The sequence below is a fragment of the Sodalis sp. RH21 genome, assembly GCF_047324175.1.
Lineage (GTDB): Bacteria > Pseudomonadota > Gammaproteobacteria > Enterobacterales > Enterobacteriaceae > Acerihabitans.
In genome coordinates this window covers 500,983-521,824 of record NZ_CP178732.1, presented here as the reverse complement: position 1 = coordinate 521,824, position 20,842 = coordinate 500,983, and the positions used below count along the sequence as shown (strand labels likewise).

14 protein-coding genes are annotated in these 20,842 nt (G+C 52.5%); 9 read left to right on the top strand and 5 right to left on the bottom strand.

Translation table 11 applies throughout. The features are described from left to right. Positions 1-477: 477 nt before the first annotated feature. The 5 genes from ACL2XP_RS02455 to ACL2XP_RS02435 all read left to right on the top strand — a co-directional run bounded on the left by ACL2XP_RS02455 (position 478) and on the right by ACL2XP_RS02435 (position 12,309). Positions 478-1,398, top strand: coding sequence for a helix-turn-helix domain-containing protein (locus ACL2XP_RS02455; protein ID WP_413736996.1), 921 nt, complete (start codon positions 478-480; stop codon positions 1,396-1,398). 301 nt (positions 1,399-1,699) lie between these two features. Then, the gene (locus ACL2XP_RS02450; RefSeq protein ID WP_413736995.1) at positions 1,700-2,692 is read left to right on the top strand and encodes a hypothetical protein; all 993 of its coding nucleotides are present in this window, start codon (positions 1,700-1,702) and stop codon (positions 2,690-2,692) included. A 103-nt stretch (positions 2,693-2,795) separates the two neighbouring features. After that, on the top strand, positions 2,796-3,728 hold the full coding sequence (locus tag ACL2XP_RS02445) for an Ig-like domain-containing protein (protein ID WP_413736994.1): 933 nt from the start codon (positions 2,796-2,798) through the stop codon (positions 3,726-3,728). Positions 3,729-3,769: 41 nt separating this feature from the next. After that, on the top strand, positions 3,770-4,711 hold the full coding sequence (locus tag ACL2XP_RS02440; RefSeq protein ID WP_413736993.1) for an Ig-like domain-containing protein: 942 nt from the start codon (positions 3,770-3,772) through the stop codon (positions 4,709-4,711). Positions 4,712-5,556: 845 nt separating this feature from the next. After that, a complete protein-coding gene (locus ACL2XP_RS02435; protein WP_413736992.1) occupies positions 5,557-12,309 on the top strand; it encodes an Ig-like domain-containing protein in 6,753 nt (2,250 codons plus the stop codon). 131 nt (positions 12,310-12,440) lie between these two features. On the opposite strand, the gene ACL2XP_RS02430 is transcribed toward ACL2XP_RS02435, so the two are convergent. Next, complete coding sequence (locus tag ACL2XP_RS02430; RefSeq protein ID WP_413736991.1) at positions 12,441-12,782, bottom strand: hypothetical protein; 342 nt, start codon at positions 12,780-12,782, stop codon at positions 12,441-12,443. Positions 12,783-12,987: 205 nt separating this feature from the next. Between ACL2XP_RS02430 and ACL2XP_RS02425 the strand changes: the two genes are divergently transcribed. The 4 genes from ACL2XP_RS02425 (at position 12,988) to ACL2XP_RS02410 (ending at position 16,677) form a co-directional block, all read left to right on the top strand. Continuing rightward, positions 12,988-13,488, top strand: a complete 501-nt coding sequence (locus ACL2XP_RS02425; RefSeq protein WP_413736990.1) for a hypothetical protein — start codon at positions 12,988-12,990, stop codon at positions 13,486-13,488. 118 nt (positions 13,489-13,606) lie between these two features. After that, positions 13,607-14,551 carry a hypothetical protein gene (locus ACL2XP_RS02420; protein ID WP_413736989.1) on the top strand — a complete coding sequence of 315 codons (945 nt, stop codon included), beginning with the start codon at positions 13,607-13,609 and terminating at the stop codon, positions 14,549-14,551. Positions 14,552-14,753: 202 nt separating this feature from the next. After that, complete coding sequence (locus tag ACL2XP_RS02415) at positions 14,754-15,743, top strand: Ig-like domain-containing protein (RefSeq protein ID WP_413736988.1); 990 nt, start codon at positions 14,754-14,756, stop codon at positions 15,741-15,743. A gap of 196 nt (positions 15,744-15,939) precedes the next feature. Continuing rightward, positions 15,940-16,677, top strand: a complete 738-nt coding sequence (locus tag ACL2XP_RS02410) for a hypothetical protein (protein WP_413736987.1) — start codon at positions 15,940-15,942, stop codon at positions 16,675-16,677. 179 nt (positions 16,678-16,856) lie between these two features. Here ACL2XP_RS02410 and ACL2XP_RS02405 read toward each other — a convergent pair whose 3' ends face one another. Genes ACL2XP_RS02405 through ACL2XP_RS02390 form a run of 4 tightly spaced genes read right to left on the bottom strand, consistent with a single transcriptional unit; the run spans position 16,857 to position 20,654 of the window. Then, the gene (locus tag ACL2XP_RS02405) at positions 16,857-17,573 is read right to left on the bottom strand and encodes an ABC transporter ATP-binding protein (RefSeq protein ID WP_413736986.1); all 717 of its coding nucleotides are present in this window, start codon (positions 17,571-17,573) and stop codon (positions 16,857-16,859) included. Continuing rightward, positions 17,570-18,445, bottom strand: a complete 876-nt coding sequence (locus ACL2XP_RS02400) for an ABC transporter ATP-binding protein (protein ID WP_413736985.1) — start codon at positions 18,443-18,445, stop codon at positions 17,570-17,572. Before ACL2XP_RS02400 ends, ACL2XP_RS02405 begins: the two co-directional genes overlap by 4 nt. Beyond that, a complete protein-coding gene (gene livM, locus ACL2XP_RS02395; RefSeq protein WP_413736984.1) occupies positions 18,442-19,728 on the bottom strand; it encodes a high-affinity branched-chain amino acid ABC transporter permease LivM in 1,287 nt (428 codons plus the stop codon). The genes ACL2XP_RS02400 and livM overlap by 4 nt, the downstream gene beginning before the upstream one ends. Positions 19,729-19,739: 11 nt before the next feature. Next, positions 19,740-20,654, bottom strand: coding sequence for an ABC transporter permease subunit (locus ACL2XP_RS02390; protein WP_413736983.1), 915 nt, complete (start codon positions 20,652-20,654; stop codon positions 19,740-19,742). Between the last annotated feature and the right edge of the window lie 188 nt (positions 20,655-20,842).

The window sequence follows — 20,842 nt, the reverse complement described above, 5'->3', positions numbered from 1 at the left end:
TAATTAAACAACGACGAATTTTTCTTGATTTCTTAAGCTCTAGTAAATATTACTTTCCCAGTACGGTTTAGTTTTATTATTTTATATTAGGAAAATCAACCAGAACTTACACAATAAATTTCAATCATGGAAAGCCCATACACCCAAGGATGTGGGAGCGATTATGCTAGCTAAAATCCCTGAGTATGATAACTATTCAGAAGATATTGTTGTATTTAATTTATATCCTACTCATTCTAATTTAAAATTACACGTGTTTTATGCCTTGATTTACAACAACTAAACGTTTACATCAATTCCATAGATTTATATATTCATAAAATATCATATAAAAATAACAAAACACCTTGCAGTAACATTTTATTTAGGCAATTATTATAACATCAGGCAGATTAATTCTCCTAAACTTAAGTCAACTTTCTTATCAAAATGTTTATAGCGTTTTCCAAATTTCATGAAAATATCTGGAGGCCTAATATGATTTTATTATCTAAAACATTGAGGTATTTTATAATAACCGCGCAAGAACAATCCATACGATTAGCGGCTATGATTTTATGCATTACTCCCTCGCCACTTTGCCGTACGATAAAAATATTTGAACTGAATTTGGGGCATAAATTATTTACCCGAACCAATACTGGCTTAAAATTGACCAGTTATGGCCATGATCTTTATGACAAGTTACTGCCTCTATATCTGGAAATGTGCGATCTTGAGAAAAGCCTTATTAAAAAAGACGACATACGCAAGAAAAAAATTCTCCAATTCAAGGTTGGGCTAGATCATCATGATTATTCTTATCTTGCCCCCCTATTCTCGGCATCTATTTTCCAGAAAGAGAACAATAACGTCTCATTGGAATACTTCTCTCCCGAAGAAAAAAATATAAATGAACTTCTTAGGAATGGGTCATGCCAAATATTTTTCACGCAGAAGAAAATTCAATGTCAGGCAGATGTAGAACACGTTAACCTGCCGAACGACATTATTATGATGGTGACTCAAATGGGTGCGGCAATTAACGACACCTCCCCCACCGAAGCATTATCAGGAAAAACCCTCGTGCAATATGAATCTTCAGCCGAAGATAATATATTGAGGGATATCAATAGTTATCTTTCAAAAAACAAAATATCACTTAAACGCCTGAATATTCCGGAACTCTATGTCCAGCTTTCTATGATTGAAAAGGGCGATGCGATTGGCTTGATGCCATCATCGGTTAAAAATATAATTGACGAACGTAATTATAAAATAAAATTATCACCTTTTATTTTTGAGCAAAAAAATCTTACCATTGAAAGAAATGTATACTTTCTTAAATCCGATAAAACATTTATTGAAAATAATATCCTACCCATCATTGAGTTGGAAGGTGAATACCTTTTGGATTAACCCTTACCTTACAATAATATTTACCATGGTAATAAAAAGCCATATGACATAGCCGCCGCTGCCGGGTTAACATTTAATAACCCGGCAGTAAAGTATGTTAATTATGCAGGATCTAAACGAAAGCAAATTTCCGTTTCAGATTACTTTCTACGGCATACTTTATTTTAGCATTCTCTATGCTAAAAAATAGGCTTGCATATAAATTTTTTTATCATATATTTGCTTGACAACATAGCAATTACATAAGCTTTACAAAGTTCACCGATATAACAAAAATCCATTATCTTGTAAGGGATAGACCATGGCACTTCCTCCTCCTTTAGTACCACAAATTAATAATGGTGTTATCACCGGAGACTCCATTAGTAGCATGAATGGTGTTTTGATTGGGGTTCCTATTTACCAGGGCGCACAGAATAATTACGTACTCCTGTTTATTAACGATCAAATAATCAACGAGTTTTTTATTGAAAATGCTGCCGATCTGCCGAAGTTCTATACCCAACCCCCCCATTTACTGCCCAATGGGTTTTATACGGCATATTATACTGCCACGGATGCTTATCAAAACTCCGCCACCTCGGCAAAAGTTACGTTCAATGTTGTAAATCACGTCCTACCGATACCACAGCCTCTCGATATGATACTGACTACGGGCGCCGCCAACCAGGACTTTACGGCCATTCGCGTTTATCCACGCAATCGTGGCGTAATTTTCGGTGCGCCAGGGGCAGCCATAAGGGTCAATGTTAGCTCACCTGGGGTAATTGAAGAATCCGGTTCCATTTCTCATCAGATTATTTTGAATCAAACTGGCCAGGGTGACTTTAGTGTTTATTCTAATTATCAAGGTTTGGTTACGGTTGTTGCCTATGATGAAAATAATCCCCACGAAAGCGTTACACGCCAAACTGTATTTGGCGCGTATCAGGTGGGCAATGATAGACTTAAAGCATTTAATTACTCAACTGGAGCTCCAGCCAATGGCAGGACATTTAATTCCATTTATTTAATGGCGCTGGCCACCAGCAATATATATGGTAATCCGATCACTTTCGTCAGAATCTCTGTTTCAGGTGATACTATTATCAACGGCTATTCCGGCCAACAGGCCGATATCAGCTTAAATAGCGATCAATCCGCAACAATTAACCTCCAATCATTAACTCCAAAAACCGTTACAGCCCAACTGACGTTACCGCAAGCCAGCGGAACAATTCAACGAATTAATACAGTATTTGTTGTACCTTTACCTGCCCGAATCTTAGCATCCGAGAATATCATTTCTTCCTGAAAACCGGTCAATAATGCTTGATGACAATGATATAAACACCAAAGGATTTAATTCTTAACTTTCTTAAAATTAGTACTATCCACAGCGCGGCTGGAGAATAAAAATGCATGCATCCATAATTCCGCCAGTAATACCTTTAATAGATTACAATTTTGGATTGGTAACGACCTCGACGGCCACCGCAAACGGTACTGATATTAACAGCGCAACGGCAACCCTGAGTAGCGGTGGCTACCTACTGGATAAACGCACTATCACTTTTTTCCTGTCTGGAAACGCCAGGTTCACCAATGGCGCTCAAAATATTACATTACAGACTAATGTCCTAGGCGAGGCCAGGGTTGATTTTACTAATAGCGTGGCGGAAATCGTCATCGTCACCGCCCAATTTGAAAATTTGTCCACGATACAATCTTCTACTTTTGGACCTGCAGGAGGCCAATCGAACTCAAGGCTGGTAGTAAATGTCATTCGCGACGGCGCCGCAGCCAACGGTAGCGACCAAAATCGAATTCTCTATACGGTCACTACCGCTACGAACCAAGCTATAGCCAATGAGCTTATTTCATTCACCGCTACCGGTAATACAGCACTACAGGATTTTGGCTTAACAAATAACGCCGGGCAATATGAACTAACTATTACCAGTTTAAGTGCGCAGAGAATATTGGTAACTGCCTATTTGTTTAATTCGCCTACTGTCATAACCTATACCCAGATCGACTTCGTAAGCTCGCCAAAAGAGCATGAAATCATTGCTTCGGTCGTCAGCGATAATTCTACCGCCAACGGGCAAATGCAAAACAGGTTAAATTATCTGGTGCGAAATAGATTAACACAACTGCCCGTCCCATTTACTTTTATTAATGTAAGCACCACCAATGGAGCAAGCCCCGCCAGTCTTCAAATCCTGACGGACAACAACGGGCAGGCCTCCTTTAGCCTTACGAATCAAAACACGGGATTGGTGTCGGTCACGACAATCCTGCAAGTCGACCCACGGGTTTATAACATCACCGACGTCAATTTTAACTGATGGATCTCGGTCTCGATAACTGTATACTCCAGGAGCATAATATGAATGATTATATAGTACCTCCCACGCAGCATCACCCGACATTTTATCGATTGGCATTGACCACCACCAATGGCGCCCGTGCCAATGGCAGCGATACTAATGCCGCCATCGCCACCTTGACTCATCAAGGCTGCCCGGCCAGCGGGCAAACTATTGCTTTTAATCTATCGGGCCATGCCAAATTTATCAATGGCCATAAGGAAACAGTTGCGACCACCGATTGCCATGGCAAGACGACGGTGTATTTTACTGATACGCAGCAAGAGACGGTAAAAATCATTGGGCGGTTTAATGAGTTTTCCGCTGAAGGTTTTGCCACGTTCGCCAATGCAAACAGCGGGCAAACCTTACGAATAAGCGCACAGGTGCTCGCTGATAACGCCGCGGCCGATGGAGTAAGCGCTAATCGCCTGCTTTATACCGTTAAAAATGCGAGCCAAATACCCCAGTCCTCTAACGTATTGCTCTTTAGCGCCAGCGGAACGGCCCAACCTGACGAAGGTCAAGGTGTAACCAATCAACAGGGTCAGGTCGAACTGAGGCTCACCAACGACAACCCGGAGAGTGTCGTAGTAACCGCCCGGTTGGCGTCAGATCCAGATAATGACAATAATACGCAGCTTACTTTCACGGCATTACCGAAATTGTTTGCCCTCATTGCACGGGTTGACCAAGATAACTCACCTAATAACGGCAGCGCGCAAAATATAATCACTTACACCCTCGTATCAATAGCGAACGGCCAGCCCGCCGCTGGCATGATACTGGATTTCACAGCGACCAGCGACGCGCAACTTAATCCGGCTTCGGGCACAACCAATGCCCAAGGTCAGTTAACCTTGACGCTAACGAATATCAATGCAGGCAATACCGAAGTTCGCACCGTTCTTCGAGAGGACACACGGGTGTATAACAGTACTGTGGTCACATTTGGACAATGATATTTTGACCAACTTTTCCGCATGGGTTCGTTCGCATCCGGCGCATCGAAGCCATATACCGCAAATCTGACAGCGGATCGCATGGATTCGCTTACCGGCCGCGTTTTTATCCTGCGGCCTCATCTGTTTGCACGGTAATCCCCTCTGCTTATATGTACCCTGCCAGGCTACATATAAGGCAATTTTTATAATTGCAGTAGTAAAAATCACAAAATTATTTAATGGAATACTTAGCTATTAGTATGATGAAACCATCAATCCGACTTTTATCGTATAGGTACATTATTGGTAATAATCGTGAAGCGCATTACAATCTTATTTAATATATTCTTTTTGCTAAAAATAAAGACTTGTCAAATGGCACTATAACGTCGTATTGTTATCTTAAATCCTTAAAATGAGTTCGCGGCAAGGTTTGCCCTTATGCATACTGTTGCGTTCAAGACCTTGACGCGCCTTACATTAACTATTCCTTATAGTTAATACGACTGTCTCTGGGTTACCTGTGTTTTATATCATGGGGAATTTATTATATAAGCATTATTCTTAAAAGGTGACATTCAACCAACGTACTCAACAATAACCTTAGCGTCCATATTACTTATGTTTTATTGCCTCAGATGGAAAGAAGCTGGCAATTTATGCTATTGATACAACAAAATCATTAGTGATCTTATAAATTTTAATTATGTAATACAAAGCATATCGATGTAGTTTTTTTAATGTTTAACAAGCCTGTCATTAACTTCGCCATATTAATAATGAACCAACAGGGTGTTTATCAAGAGAGTAATTGAAGTAACGTCATGATTCGTTAGTTCTAAGCCGCCATCAGGGTTAATATAATGTTTGATTCCTTTAATGATTTATTCAATAAATGCTGCAAATTATTTATTTTACGGTTTGAAAAACGGGCGGCGCTTGTTCAAAGCCGCCGCCTTTACCGCCGTCATCTATACCTGCTGGCATGGCTGAATATTAGCATTCAATTATTATTCCCTGTGTGTCTTTCTTTTACGCCGGTTATAGCCGCCGCCTCGGCGCGTCAAAGCCAGGGCGTTATCGCTTCGGAACCTTATGTGCTCGGCCTCAATGAAACGGTTTTTACCGTTGCCAGGCAACATGGGCTGACGCTGGACCAATTGAAAAAACTTAATCAATTCCGCACTTTTGCCAAACCTTTCACCGAACTGGCCGTTGGTGATGAAATAGATATTCCTCTTACCACACCCGGCTTAACGCAAAACGCGGCGTTTGGCACACTCTCGGCCACTCCGCAGGCTGCCGCCGCAGCCCCCCGACTCCGCGGCTCCGATCATAAACCGTCCTGGAATGAACAGCTGAGCCGGTCCGCGTCGCCGGGCGCGCATACCGAAGGTCCGGCGACCGGCATGGCCCGTTCCGCCGTTAGCGGGGAAGTCAGCCAGGCCGCCCAGCAATGGCTAGGCCAGTTCGGCACCGCCCGCCTGCAACTTAATGTCGATGATAACTTTCATCTTGACGGCAGCGCCCTGGATCTGTTGATCCCGCTATATGATCAACCCAAGGATTTACTGTTTACCCAGTTGGGCGCGCGCAACAAAGATGGGCGAAATACCGTGAATCTAGGCGCGGGGGTACGCAGTTGGCAAGGCGACTGGATGCTGGGCATGAATGCGTTTTACGATGATGACATAACGGGTAATAACCGCCGCATGGGTATGGGTTTCGAGGCCTGGCGGGATTACCTCAAACTTTCTGCTAATAATTATTTCAGGCTCAGCGACTGGCATCAATCGCGGGATTTAGACGATTACAATGAACGGCCGGCCAACGGTTATGACATACGCGCCGAGGCCTTCTTGCCCGCCTATCCTCAGTTGGGCGGCAAGCTGACGTTTGAGCAATACCGCGGCGACAAAGTAGCGTTGTTCGGCAAGGATAACCTGCAGAAAGACCCCTACGCGGTGACCCTTGGTTTAAATTACACCCCGGTAAGCCTGGTGACCATCGGCGCCGACCACCGCGAGGGCAAAGGCAACGCCAGCGATACCCGCCTCAATATCCAGATGAATTACCGCTTCGGCGACGCCTGGCAAACCCAAATCGATCCGGCTTCGGTCGCCGCCATGCGCACCTTGGCCGGCACGCGTTATGATTTAGTCGATCGTAATAACGATATTGTGCTGGAATACCAGAAACAGCAGGTTATCCATTTGAGATTACCGGCTGAAGTGAACGGCAGCGAGCGGGAACAAGCTACCGTGGTTGCCCAGGTTACCAGCAAGTACGGCCTGGATCGGATAGATTGGGATACCGCGGCGCTGGTAGCCGCCGGGGGCGGGATAACCCAGATTGGGCAAAACACGCTGGCGATAACCCTGCCGCCCTATCAGCGCGCCGGCGCGGCCAGTAATATCTATGACCTGAGCGCGGTGGCCCACGATATAAAACAGAACGCGTCCAACCGCGCTACCACGCGGATCGAAGTCTTGCCGGCCGCGGCTGAAATTACCGCCGCCAACCTGACCGTCACCAAGGATGGCTCGGTGGCCAACGGCAGCGCCGCCAACGCGGTGCGCGCGGTGGTGACCGACGCCGGCGGCAATCCGGTGGCCGGGCAGACCGTCACATTCACGGCGGCCAACGGCGCCAGCATCACCACGGTTATCGGGACGTCCGGCGCTGACGGCATCGTCACCGCCACCCTGACCAATACCCTGGCCGGCGTCAGCTCGGTCACCGCCTCCTTGAACAGCAGCCGGCAAACGGTAAATACCACGTTTATCGCCGATAGCGGCACCGCGCAAATCGCCGACGGCAATTTGACGGTGACCAAAAATAACGCGGTGGCCAACGGGCACGACAATAATGCCGTGCAGGCTAAAGTCACCGATGCCCATGGCAATCCGCTGGCCGGCCAGACGGTTACCTTCACTGCCGCCAACGGCGCGGCCCTGGCCCACGCCACCGTGGTGACCGGCGCCGACGGTAGCGCCGAAGTCATCCTCACCAATACCCGCACCGGTATCAGCACGGTCACCGCCACGCTCGGCAACGCTGGCGACCGGAGCGTGGATACCACCTTTATCGGCGATATCGCCACCGCACGCATCGCCGCTGGCGATCTGACGGTATTACGCGACAATGCGGCCGCCGACGGTACGCAAACCAATGCCGTGCGGGCAAAGGTGACCGATGCCCAAGGCAACCTGTTGGCCGGCCAGACCGTCACGTTCAAAGCCACCAACGGCGCCACCCTGGCCGTAATCCAAGTGGTTACCGACGCGCACGGCATTGCCGAAACGACGCTCACCAACACGGTGGCCGGCATCAGCAATATCACCGCAAGCCTGACTAACGGCAACAATCAGTCGGTGGATACCCGGTTTGTAGCCGACAACGTCACAGCCAGGATCGCGGACGGCGATCTCATGGTGACCAAAAACGACGCGCTGGCCGACAGCCATGACGCCAACCGGGTGCAAGCGAGGATCACCGATGCCCAAGGCAATCCGCTGCCCGATCAGACCGTGACATTTATTGCCGGCAACGGCGCCAACCTGTCCGCCACCACGGTGGTGACAGGGGCGGACGGCATCGCGGCCGTTACCTTGACCAACACGCTGGCCGGCACCAGCGCGGTAACGGCCAGCCTCAGTAACGGCAACCACCGGACGGTGGACACCCGGTTCATCGCCAACGTCGCCACTGCGCGCATCATCAGTATAACGGTAACCAAAGACGGCGCGCTGGCCAATGCTACCGACGCCAACGGGGTGCGCGCGCAGGTCGTCGACGCCCACGGCAATCCGCTGGCCGGTCTTACGGTAACCTTCAGCGCCACCAACGGGGCCAACCTGTCCCAGGCGACAGTGGCCACCGTGACCGGCGGATTCGCCGATGTGACCCTGACAAGTACCACTGCCGGCGCCAGCACGGTCACCGCCGGCCTGACCAACGGCAGCAGCCAAGCGGTTGACGCTCACTTTATCGCCGACGGCAATACCGCGCGGATCGTTAATTTGACGGTAACGGAAAACAGCGCGGTAGCCAACGGTACCAGTGCCAACGGCGTGCGTGCGGTAGTAGTTGACGCCCACGGCAACCCGCTGGTCGGTCAGACGGTGGTTTTCAGCGTCACCAACGGGGCTATCCTGGCCCATACCAGCGTGACCACCGTGGCCGGCGGGTTCGCGGATGTTACCCTGACCAATACCGCCGCCGGCGCCAGCACGGTCACCGCCAGCTTGGCCAACGGCAGCGCTCAAACGGCGGATGTCGAGTTTGTCGCCGACGGCAATACCGCGCACGTCATCAGCCTGGTGGCGACCACCAACAATGTCCTGGCCAATGGCACGGATACCAATGTGGTAGAGGCGAGGATCGTCGACGCCCATGGTAATCCGCTGGCCAACCAGGCCGTGACCTTCAGCGCCACCAATGGCGCAGCCCTGGTCAATGCCACCGTGGTGACCGGAACCAACGGCCTGGCCAACGCCACTCTGACCAATACCGCCGCCGGCGCCAGCGTGGTGACTGCCAGCCTGGCCAACGGCAGTAGCCGGACGGTCGACACCTACTTTATAGCAGATAGTAATACCGCGCATATCAGCATCCTGACCGTGACAAAAGATAACTCGGTGGCCAACGGCACCGATGCCAACGAGGCGCGGGCCCTGGTCGTTGATGGCCAGGGGAATCCGCTGAGCGGCCAGACCGTCGCCTTCAGCGCCGCCAACGGGGCCATACTGGCCCATGCCACCGTGGTTACCGATGCCAACGGCATCGCTGACAACACCTTCACCAATACTGTGGCTGGTGCCAGCGCAGTCACCGCCAGCCTGGGTAACGGCAGCAGCCGGACGGAAAACTCGCAGTTTATCGCCAACGCCGCCACCGCCCATATTGTCAGTCTGTCGGTGACGCACAATGACGCGGCGGCCAATGGTAGCGCCAGCAACGGGGTGCGGGCGGAAGTGGCCGATGCCCATGGCAATCCGCTGACGAATCTGGCCGTCTCCTTCAGCGCCACCAACGGCGCCACCCTGAGTAATGCTATGGTCAACACCACCCCCGGCGGCCTGGCCGATGCCACCCTTACCAATACCGTCGCCGGCACCAGTGCAGTGACCGCCAGCCTGGCCAACGGCAGCAGCCAGATGGCCTTTACCAATTTTGTCGCGGACAGTAATACCGCACATATCAGCATTCTGACCGTGACCAGAGACAACGCGGCGGCTAACGGCACTGACGCCAACGGCGTGCGCGCCCTGGTAATGGACGCCAACGGCAACCCGTTAACCGGGCAGGTCGTTACCTTCAGCGCCGCCAATGGCGCGACCCTGGCCCATACCACGGTCACCACCGGCGTCGACGGCCTGGCCGACGAAACCCTGACCAATACCGCCGCCGGCATCAGCGCGGTTACCGCCAGCCTGGGCAGCGGCAGCAACCAGATGGTCAACACCACGTTTATCGCCGACAGCGCCACGGCGCGCATCATCAGCCTGACGGTAACGAATGACGGCGCGGCGGCTAATGGTACCTCCACCAACGGTGCGCGCGCCCTGGTGGTGGATGCCCACGGCAACCCATTGGCAGGGATAGAGATTACATTCAGCGCAACTAACGGCGCGACGCTGACCCAGACTATGGTCACCACCGGCGCAGGCGGACTGGCGGACATCACCCTGGCCAATACCGCCGCCGGCATCAGCGCGGTTACCGCTAGCCTGAGCAATGGCAGCACCCAGACGGCCTATGTAAACTTTGTCGCTGACGCCAACACCGCGCGTATCGTCTCCCTGACGGTCGTCCAAGACGGCTCGGCGGCCAACGGTAGCGATGCCAACGAGGTGCGGGTGACTATCGCCGACGCCCATAACAATCCCCTGACCGGCATTAACGTGACCTTTAGCGCCACCAATGGCGCCACCCTGGCCCAGGGCAGCGTGGTCACCGGGCCGGGGGGCATTGCCGACAATGGGCTGACCAGTACCGTCGCAGGCGACAGCGTAGTCACCGCCAGCCTTGGCAATGGCCAAAGCGAAATGAAAACTACCCATTTTATCGCCGACGCGGCCACCGCGCGCATCGTCTCCCTCACGGTCACCCGCGATGGCTCCCTGGCTAACGGCAGCGACGCCAATACGGTGCAGGCGGTGGTGGCCGACGCTCATAACAACCTGCTGATCGGCGTAAACGTGAACTTTAACGCTACCAACGGCGCCACCCTGTCCCAGGGCAGCGTGGTCACCGGGACGGACGGCATCGTCGACAATAGCCTGACCAATACCCTGGCCGGCGACAGCGTGATCACCGCCAGCCTTGCTACCGGCAGCACCCAGACGGCTTCTGTCAGCTTTAATGCCGACCCGTCCACCGCGCGTCTCGCCACCCTGACGGTTACCCATGACGGCTCGGCGGCTAATGGCAGCGACGCCAACACGGTGCAGGCGGTGGTCACCGACGCTCATAACAACCCCCTGATCGGTATCAATGTAACCTTTAGCGCCACTAACGGCGCCGCCCTGGCCCTTGGCAGCGTGACCACCGGAGCCGGCGGCATCGCCGACAATAGCCTGACCAATACTGTCGCCGGAACCAGCGCGGTAACCGCCACCCTGGGCAACGGCGCCACCCTGACAGAGAACACGACGTTTATTCCCGACAGCGCCGGCGCGGAAATACTGGAGGCCAACTTGACGGTAACCACCAATAACTCACCCGCGGACGGCACCACCCCCAATACGGTGCGCGCAGTCGTGACCGACGCCTTCGGCCAGCCGATGCCAGGCCAGGTAGTGACGTTTACCGCCAATAACGGCGCCTCCGCTCTGGTGGCGCAGGTCGCCACCAATGCCAATGGGGAAGCCATCGCCAATCTGGTAAGCAGTACGGCGGGAGGTAGCGTGGTCACCGCCACCTTGGACAACGGCAAATTCAGGCAGGTGGGTGTCGTCTTTGCCCAAAATATCTTTATTACCGCCATTAATTTGCTGGAAGATAACGCCACGGCCGATGGTATCGAACCCAACGTCGTGGAAGTCCATGTCGCCAATGCCCATGGCCTACCTGCTGCGAACGTGGCCATCAGCTTAACGGCTGATAACAGCGCCGGCACGTTCCGGGTGATTTCCCCGCCGGACGCCAGGACCAACGCCCAGGGAATTATCAACCTGCAATATACGTATACGCGCCTGGGCTCCCTGACCGTAACGGCCAGCGACGCTGCGGGAGCAACGTTGTCCGGCCCCGGCGGGCAATTTACCAGCCCAACCATATCCGTACAGGCCGTTGTAGATTTCGCCGCCGCCAACGGCACCGATCGCGCCTCGGCGATACCTACGGTAACCACCGCGCGAGGCCAACCGGCGGTTAATACCCGGCTGACGGTGAGTATAATGCGCAGCCAGGCCGGTCAATTATTTGCTTTCCCCGCTACGCCGGTCACCGCGATCATCACGACCGATGGACAGGGGCAAGCTTTCGCCGAAGCGGTAAGCTTCACCCCAGGATTCAATCTTTTCTTTATTTTCTCAATGCCGGATGTAAACGAAGACGGTACCGGCACGATGAATAGCACGGGTTCTAACCAGGAGATTGAATTTTATTAATACAACTTGATGATGAACCGGGCACAATAAATTAACCATTGTGCCCGTTTCATCATCGGCAATGCCTTTTTTAGCCGACGCGGCGGTAAAAAAGGACATTGAATAATCCAATGCACCCGGTAAAGTCTATATTAATTAAAAATTTCATCCGGTTTATTAAATGCTAAGGAAAACATCATGCCTAACCAAGTTACGGTATACGCCATCCCTGTGGCAATCAGGCCAAACCCGAATGAGACCAAATTAACCACGGTATTTGCCAGGGTCACGGATAGTTTAACCGGCGCACTGCAATCCAACGTACCGGTAAGATTCTCCACCACCACATTCAATGCCGTAATTGCCACCCCTAATGCGACTACCAACGCTTCAGGAGTGGCTGAGACCGGCGTAACTTTCCCCGTACCGGCGGCAGGCCAAACAGGGCAAGGCATTGTCCCCGTGACCGGCACGATAGCCGACGGCAGCGCCACGGTATTACTGAATTTCTATAGCCCCGATCTCTCCAAGGTTTACGTCACCAATGCATTTAATAATATAATTACCCCCGAGTCCATTAACTCTGGAATCCAGGCGATCGTATATTTCCCCCCTACGATTAGCATCGGAACCGTGATTGATTTACACTGGGGGGCGCATTCGGTCCAGCACGTATATACTGGCGGCGCCCTGGTATGGGTGATCGACATTTTGGCTTCATTTATTTCCGCGCAGGTATTATCCAACGGTGCTTACCTTATATGGTATACCCTGCTAGACCCATTTGGAAATATATCAGGCGCGGAACCCATAGAGGTTACAGTGCGCAATAGCCCTTTCAGTACCCCTACGCTGCTACGCCCCCTGCTGCCCGCCGGCCTGTACAATACCATTAACCTGGCCACCGCGACGGCGGGGGTCAGCATCACCATTCCCGGCGGCCAGCCTGATATTGTAACGGGCGACAGATATAGAGCCTATTTAGTTACTTCCACTTATAGCGGTACCCGGCTCAATAGCGTTATGTTCGGGATAGGAATCGCAACGCCTAATGTTAATATAACGGTACCCATTCCGTTTAATAACTTGCAGGGATATAACGGCGTATATGGCGATATCTATTACGAAATTTATAATAATGCTGCGGGTAAACTCTTAACATCATTTACCACCAGGGCCATTATCGACACCGTGGCCTGATCGGCCCGTTATTTTTTTAACCGCAGAGGGCATAATGGTTCAACAAATTTCCCTTAGCGCACAGCCGCAGTCGCTGGCGCCGCTACCGGCCGGCAACAGCGCTGAGATAATAGCAACGGTGATCGACAGCTCTTCTCGCCAACCGGTGAAGGACGCGCAGGTAAATTTTACCACCACCGTGCGCTATACCTATCTTAACCCTGCCATGGGAATGACTAATGCGCAAGGCCAGGCGCGGGCGCAGCTGACCTATCCCACCAGCAATGCCATAGGCCTTTCAGGGGAGGGGGTGATACCGGTTACCGCATCAATTACCGGCGCAAGTGCCGGTATATTAATTAATTTTTACAGCATTGACTTTCGCCGGATTTATATTACCAATGCCCCCTCGAATAACTTGGGAATAACTAAGATAGATGCTAACTCCATTAAAGCCGGCATTCAGGCAGTTGTCTATTATCCAGTTGACATCAATATAGGCAATATTATAAATTTTCATTGGGAAAATTTCACCTTACAAAAAATCTACACTGGTGTAGATACGGCGTGGGTGATAAATGTACAAGAGGTTTTTATCCCAGCGCAGGTATTATCCAATGGCAGATATAAAGTATGGTATACCATTCAAGATAATGTATCCAATATTATGGGGTCATTTCCCCTGTCCGTTGAAGTCACCGGCAGCCCCTACACCCAACCGGTGCTGTTACGCCCGGCGCTGCCAGACAATCCGTACGGTATTATCAACCAGGCCGCGGCGCTGGCGGGCACCCGGGTGGTAATCCCCGGCGGGCAGGCGCAATTGGCGTTAAATGATATATGTTATATCAATTTAGTGACCTCCACATTTAACGGCGCTTACGTCCGCAGCATAGCGTTGGGCAGCATACCGGTGACAACCCTCGGCGTTAACCTGGAGATCACGGTTCCTTATGCTGCTTTGCAAGGTTATGACGGCGCTTATGGCGATTTTTATTATGAAGCCGTAAAACAAAACGCCCAGCGATATTTATCGTTTTCCACCCGTGCCATTATAGATACCGTCCCGCCCGGAAGGAATTAACGACTGTAACCCGGTATCTCCCGCATAACGCATCAGGGGGTTAGTTAAAAATGACAATAATAAAAAGTCCCTAAATAAACGGATGAAAATGCTTTTTTTAACCGGCCCAAAACGCAAAAAAGAACATTGAATTTCTATCTGTTACCCATTAGATCTATATAGAGAGAGTTATCAATGTTTAGCTCACCTTAAGGGAGTCATCATGCCGAACCAGATTACCATTACCGCCAACCCCAAATTCCAGGAGGCGCGACCTGCGGGCGTCACCGCCAATATTACCGCAACGGTGCGTAATCCCCGCACCCATCAGCCCGTGGCCGGCGTCCAGGTCGGTTTTAACAGCAGCGTGTCGCAGGTGGGGTTTAGCCATACCCAGGTAACCACCGATCGTCAGGGTATCGCGCATACGACTATAACTTACCCGGCTACTCCCGGCACGGGCGGAAGTGCCACCCTCCCCATCAGCGCATCCATCAGCGGGAACGGCGCATCGGTAGAGTTAATCCTATACAGCAGCGCCCTGCGTCCGGCCTATATAACCAATTTGGCGCCAGGCAATATTATTAATGACAGGTCCATTGCCGCCGGTGTTCAGGCCATTATATATATTCCTGACAGCGTCTTGCCGGGTAACATTATTACTCTGTTTTGGGGTGCCAAATCCGTTCAGCGTGCTTATAATGGCGATAATTTTCCCTGGATCATAGATATCGCCGAGGTATTCGACGATGCCGATATATTAAGCAATGGTGATTATCTGGTGTTTTATAGCTTAAGCGATAATGTCGGCAACACCGCCGATGCCAAACCGCTGGAAATAAAAGTCCGATGTTCGCCAGCGGCCGTGCCGACATTACTGGCGCCGTTGGTGCCGACGGAGCACCAGGGTTTGGTGAATATTTCCGATACCGCCGCCGATATGAATATTATTATCCCTGGCGATCAGCCTGCCGTTGCGGTGGATGACGACTATCGCCTGATTTTAGTGATAAAAAACCCCAGGGGTAAAACCATCCGCAGCACTACCGTCAAAGAGGGAAAGTTCGGGGACGCAGCAGATATTGCAATACCAGTTAATCTCAAAGAGCTGCAAGGATATGATACAGCATCGGGGCAATTTTTTTATGAAATAAGTAGAGGTGAACAAAAGCTCGTTTCATTTACCACCAGCGTGGCATTAGCGGCATACTAATATTACTCAGACAATGCCGGCATAAAATACAAAACTCATTCTAATCTTTGCAATTAAGGCAATTTCCTTTTTTAAAGGTAAACTGCGGCAAAAATGGAAATTGATTATTTTGTTTTATTGGTTGAATATAAAATAGCAATGCAGAAATAAGTAATGGCTTCCCTGTTAATCGCTCATTATTAATAAAGGAATCATCATGGCAAACCATATTATTAATACAACACCACCCGATCCGTTCGCAAGTGATTTACGCCCGGTATATGTCACCAACGCGCCTGGTAATATTATTAACGCTCAAGGTATTGCCGCCGGCATTCAGGCCATTGTTTATATGCCCACCAATATCGTGATTGGTAACCGCATTACTTTCCATTGGGGCGATAAATTTGTGGAAAAAGCCTACGTTGGCGGTAATGTTCCTTGGGTAATTGACATCAAGGAATCATTCGTTACCACTGAAGTATTAAGCGACGGCACCTATGATGTAATTTATGATATCATCGACAATGTCGGCAATCAGCAAAGTGCAGATCCTGTTGTCATTACGGTGCAAGGCAGCACCGTAACGGCGCCGACGCTGCTAGCGCCCACCCTTCCCGCCGGATCTTACAATATTATCAATCAGCAAAGCGCGCAAAATAACTATACGGTAACCATTCCGGGCGGTCAGCCGGGAATTGCAGATGGCGATACCTGGAAACTCTATTTACGCACCAGCCAGTATAGCGGCACGGAAATCAATCTTCGTCAGATTGACACTGGTACGATCGCCGGCACCGCAGCCATTCCGGTCGTTGTCGCTTATTCCTTCTTACAGGGATACGATGGGGTATTCGGCGATTTCTATTATGAAATCGACAAGCCCGTCGGCGCCGATCTCGTTTCCAGGACGATTCGCGCCAATATCGACACCGTTCCGCCTGGCGGCTTTTGAAAACCGCTGGCGAACATAAACCGTTCTCAGCAAAATAGCGGCGAGGACACACGTAGCCGCACCCGTTAGGCGCTGTGGGTTTTGACTCTGAACCATTGGGAAAAGGGATGATGGATTACTGAAAATCATCCCTGCTTTCTTTATCGTCCAAACTATTACCCCGCGTAATCCTTGCCGGCCTAAATTCCCCCCAGGTACGCCTTGCGCACTTCCTGGTTGTCCAATAGCTCTGTTCCGGTGCCGCTCAGGCGGATTTGCCCGTTCACCATCACATAACCCCGATCGGACAACTTAAGCGCATGATGGGCATTTTGCTCCACCAGGAAAATAGTCATGCCGTTTTGGGCTAACTCGCGCAGGGTCTGGAAGATCTGTTTGACGATAATCGGCGCCAGCCCCAGGCTGGGTTCGTCCAGCAACAGCAATTTGGGACGGCTCATCAGCGCCCGCGCGATGGCCAGCATTTGCTGCTCGCCGCCCGACATGGTCATCGCCCGCTGGTTGCGCCGCTCCCTCAGGCGCGGAAACAGCTCGAACATGCGCTGCAAATCCTCCGCCTCATAGCGGTTGCCGATGGGAATGGTGCCCATCAGCAGGTTTTCCTCCACCGTCATATCCGGGAACACCCGGCGCCCCTCCGGCGCCTGGGCAATGCCGTTGGCGGCGATATAATGGGTGGATTTGGCGCTGATATCGGCGCCGCGAAATAAAATCTGCCCGGCGGCGATGCGCGGCTGGCCGAAGATCGACATCAGCAGCGTCGACTTGCCGGCGCCGTTGGCGCCAATCAGCGCCACCGTCTCCCCTGAGTTGACCTGCAGCGAGACCTGCTGCAATGCCTGGATTGGACCATAAAACACATCTACCGCGCGAAATTCCAGCATAGGTTCACTCATAGGGTCACCTCTTCCTCGTCGGCGCCGAGGTAGGCGGCGATCACGCTCTCATTATTCTGGATCTCACGGGGGGTGCCCCGGGCAATCACGTCGCCGTGATCGAGCACGATGATATGGTCGGAAATCTCCATTACCATGCCCATGTCATGTTCGATCAGCAATACCGTTATCCGGTGGGTATCGCGCAGGAAACGGATGATGCCGCTTAAGCGGCGGGTTTCCACCGGGTTGAGCCCCGCGGCCGGCTCGTCCAGGCAAATGACTTCGGGGTTGGTGCACATGGCCCGGGCAATCTCCAGCCGCCGCTGCTGGCCGTAGGACATCTCCCCGGCCAGGCGGTTGGCGCTGTCCACCAAATCCACCACTTCCAGCCAATAAAAGGCGCGGTCCAAGGCGCGGCTTTCGGCGCGCCGGTAGGCCGGGGTATTGAGCACGCCGGCCAGCAGGTTGCGGTTGGTCAACATATGCTGGGCCACCAGCAGGTTCTCCACTACCGACATTTCCCGGAACAGGCGGATATTCTGGAAGGTGCGCGCCAAGCCGGCGCGGTTGACCCGGTGGGTGCCGCCGAACATCTTGAAAAAAATGCGGGTCGCCAGCCGCGCCGGATGTATCCAGTCGCCGGCGCGGAATTTTTGTCCCAGCACCTGGATAATATCCGTGGGACGCTGGCGCGTATTGAGCATAATGCTGCCGCCGGTGGCCTGGTAAAACCCGGTCAGGCAGTTAAACACCGTGGTCTTCCCCGCGCCGTTGGGGCCGATCAGCGCGGTAATCGACCCCCGCCGCACTTCAAGGTTCACATCGTTCAGGGCTTTAATGCCGCCGAAATGCATCATCAGGTGCTCGACGCTGAGAATGGCATCGCTCATGGCGCCACCCCCTTGCGCGGCGCAAAACCGCTGCGGCTAATGCGAATCAGGCCGCGCGGGCGCCAAATCATCATCACCACCATCAGGATGCCGAACAGCAAAACGCGGTACTCCGCAAAGCTGCGCAGCAGTTCGGGCGCCACCGTCAGCACAAAGGCCGCAATCACCACCCCCACCGTCGACCCCATGCCGCCCAGTACCACAATGGCCAGGATCAGCGCCGACTCGAAAAAAGTAAACGAAGTGGGATTGACGAACCCCTGGTAGGTGGCGAAAAACACGCCGGCGATACCGGCGGTGGATGCGCCCAGCGTGAAAGCGGAGAGCTTGACCAGCACATGATTAAGACCCATGGCCCGGCAGGCGATTTCATCTTCGCGCAGCGCCTCCCAGGCCCGGCCGATAGGCATACGCGTCAGCCGGTGTTTAATGTACAGCACCATCAATACCACCAGGATCAATACGCCATAAATAAAGATAAATTTAAGGTTGGGGTTATAGGCGATATTGAGGAACTCATGGATCGGTACCCCGCCCTCCCTGGCCCGGCGGCCGAATTCCAGGCCGAAGAATGTCGGCGACGGTACCGATACCCCGTTGGGGCCGCCGGTAAACGCCAGCCAATTATTTAAAATCAGACGGATAATCTCGCCGAATCCCAAGGTGACGATAGCCAGGTAATCCCCATGCATGCGCAAGACCGGAAAACCCAGAATGGCTCCCGCCAGGCCCGCCATAATGGCCGCCAGCGGCAGCATCGACCAAAATCCCAGCCCGAGGTACTGATAACCCAGCGCCAGCCCGTAGGCGCCGATGGCATAAAACGCCACATACCCCAAATCAAGCAGCCCGGCCAGGCCAACCACGATATTCAGCCCCAGCCCCAAGAGCACATAGATCAAACCGAGAATCGCCACGGTCAGCAGATATTTGGTCGCCACGAACGGGAACAGCGCGCCCAGGAGGATAAGCAGGGGAAGGAGCCAGCGCAGGCGGCTTTTATAGCCCGGTTCGCGCACATAGACCCCGCCATTATCGCTGGTGAAGCGCGACAGCCAGCGCCGCCCCGGCGCGGTTTGCAAAAACAGGCCGATCAACAGCCGGCCCGCCATCACGGTGAGAATAATCCAGACCAACCGCAGGGCGTGGAAATCAAAACTGTAGCCGTTAAGCACCACGCCCACCATCGGGCCGAAGACAATCAGCGCGATAAGCCCGGCCAGGACGGCTTCGGTAATACTTTGCCGGATATTCAACGCGGCGCGCTTTGCGGGTAACGACATAAATCCTCCCTTTACACCTTAGCCACCATGGGGCGGCCCAGCAGACCCTGCGGGCGAAAAATAAGAATGACCACCAGTAATGAAAACGAGAACACGTCTTTGTAATCGGAGTTAACCATGCCGGAAAATTGCGCCTCGGCCACGCCCAGGATCAGCCCGCCCAGCATCGCTCCCGGCAAGGAGCCGATGCCGCCGAGCACCGCGGCGGTAAAGGCCTTGATGCCGATGATAAAACCGGCGTAAAAATCAAAAGTGCCGTAATTCATGGTAATCAATACCCCGGCCAGCCCGGCCATGGCGGCGCCGATCACAAACACCCAGGAGATCACGCGGTCGGTATTGATGCCGAGGATCGAGGCCATCTTGCGGTCCTGCTGGGTAGCCCGGCACATGCGGCCGAGTTTGGTATGGCCGATGATATAGGTCAGCGCCAGCATGCCCAGCAGGGAGGCGATCAGGATAAAGACTTTGGTATAGGTGAGCTGGACGAAACTGTCGCCGATATGAAACCTCAGCACACCGTCAAGCATGGTGGGAATGCCCTGTTGGCGCGGCCCCTGGCTGATTTGCGCATAGTTTTGCAAAATCAGCGACATGCCGATGGCGGAAATCAGCGGCGCCAGGCGGGTGGAGTTGCGCAGCGGGCGATAAGCGATGCGCTCAATCACCCAGCCATAGACGCCGGTGACCGCGATGGTAAACACCAGCGTGCCGAGAATAAGCAGGGGAAAGGAGTGCAGGCCAAAAAAGGACAGCAGCGCCAGCGCGATGGCGCACAGGTATGCGGAGATCATATACACCTCGCCGTGGGCGAAGTTGATCATGCCGATAATGCCGTACACCATGGTGTAGCCGATGGCGATCAAACCGTAAACCGAGCCGAGCGTCAGGCCATTAAACATTTGTTGCAGAAAGGAAGAATCCATAATTAAGCTGTCTCGTCTGGTTTGGCCGGCAGCCCGGCGGCCGTGCGGCCCGCAAGGGGCCGCACGACGTGGGCAGAATGTGCAACCTGAGGAAACGTGGCGCCAGGGCAGGCCCGGCAACGGCGAATGCCTGCGGGCATGTCCCGCTGCCGGGCCATGGCGGTCGGCATAACGCCAGCCGGAGCCGT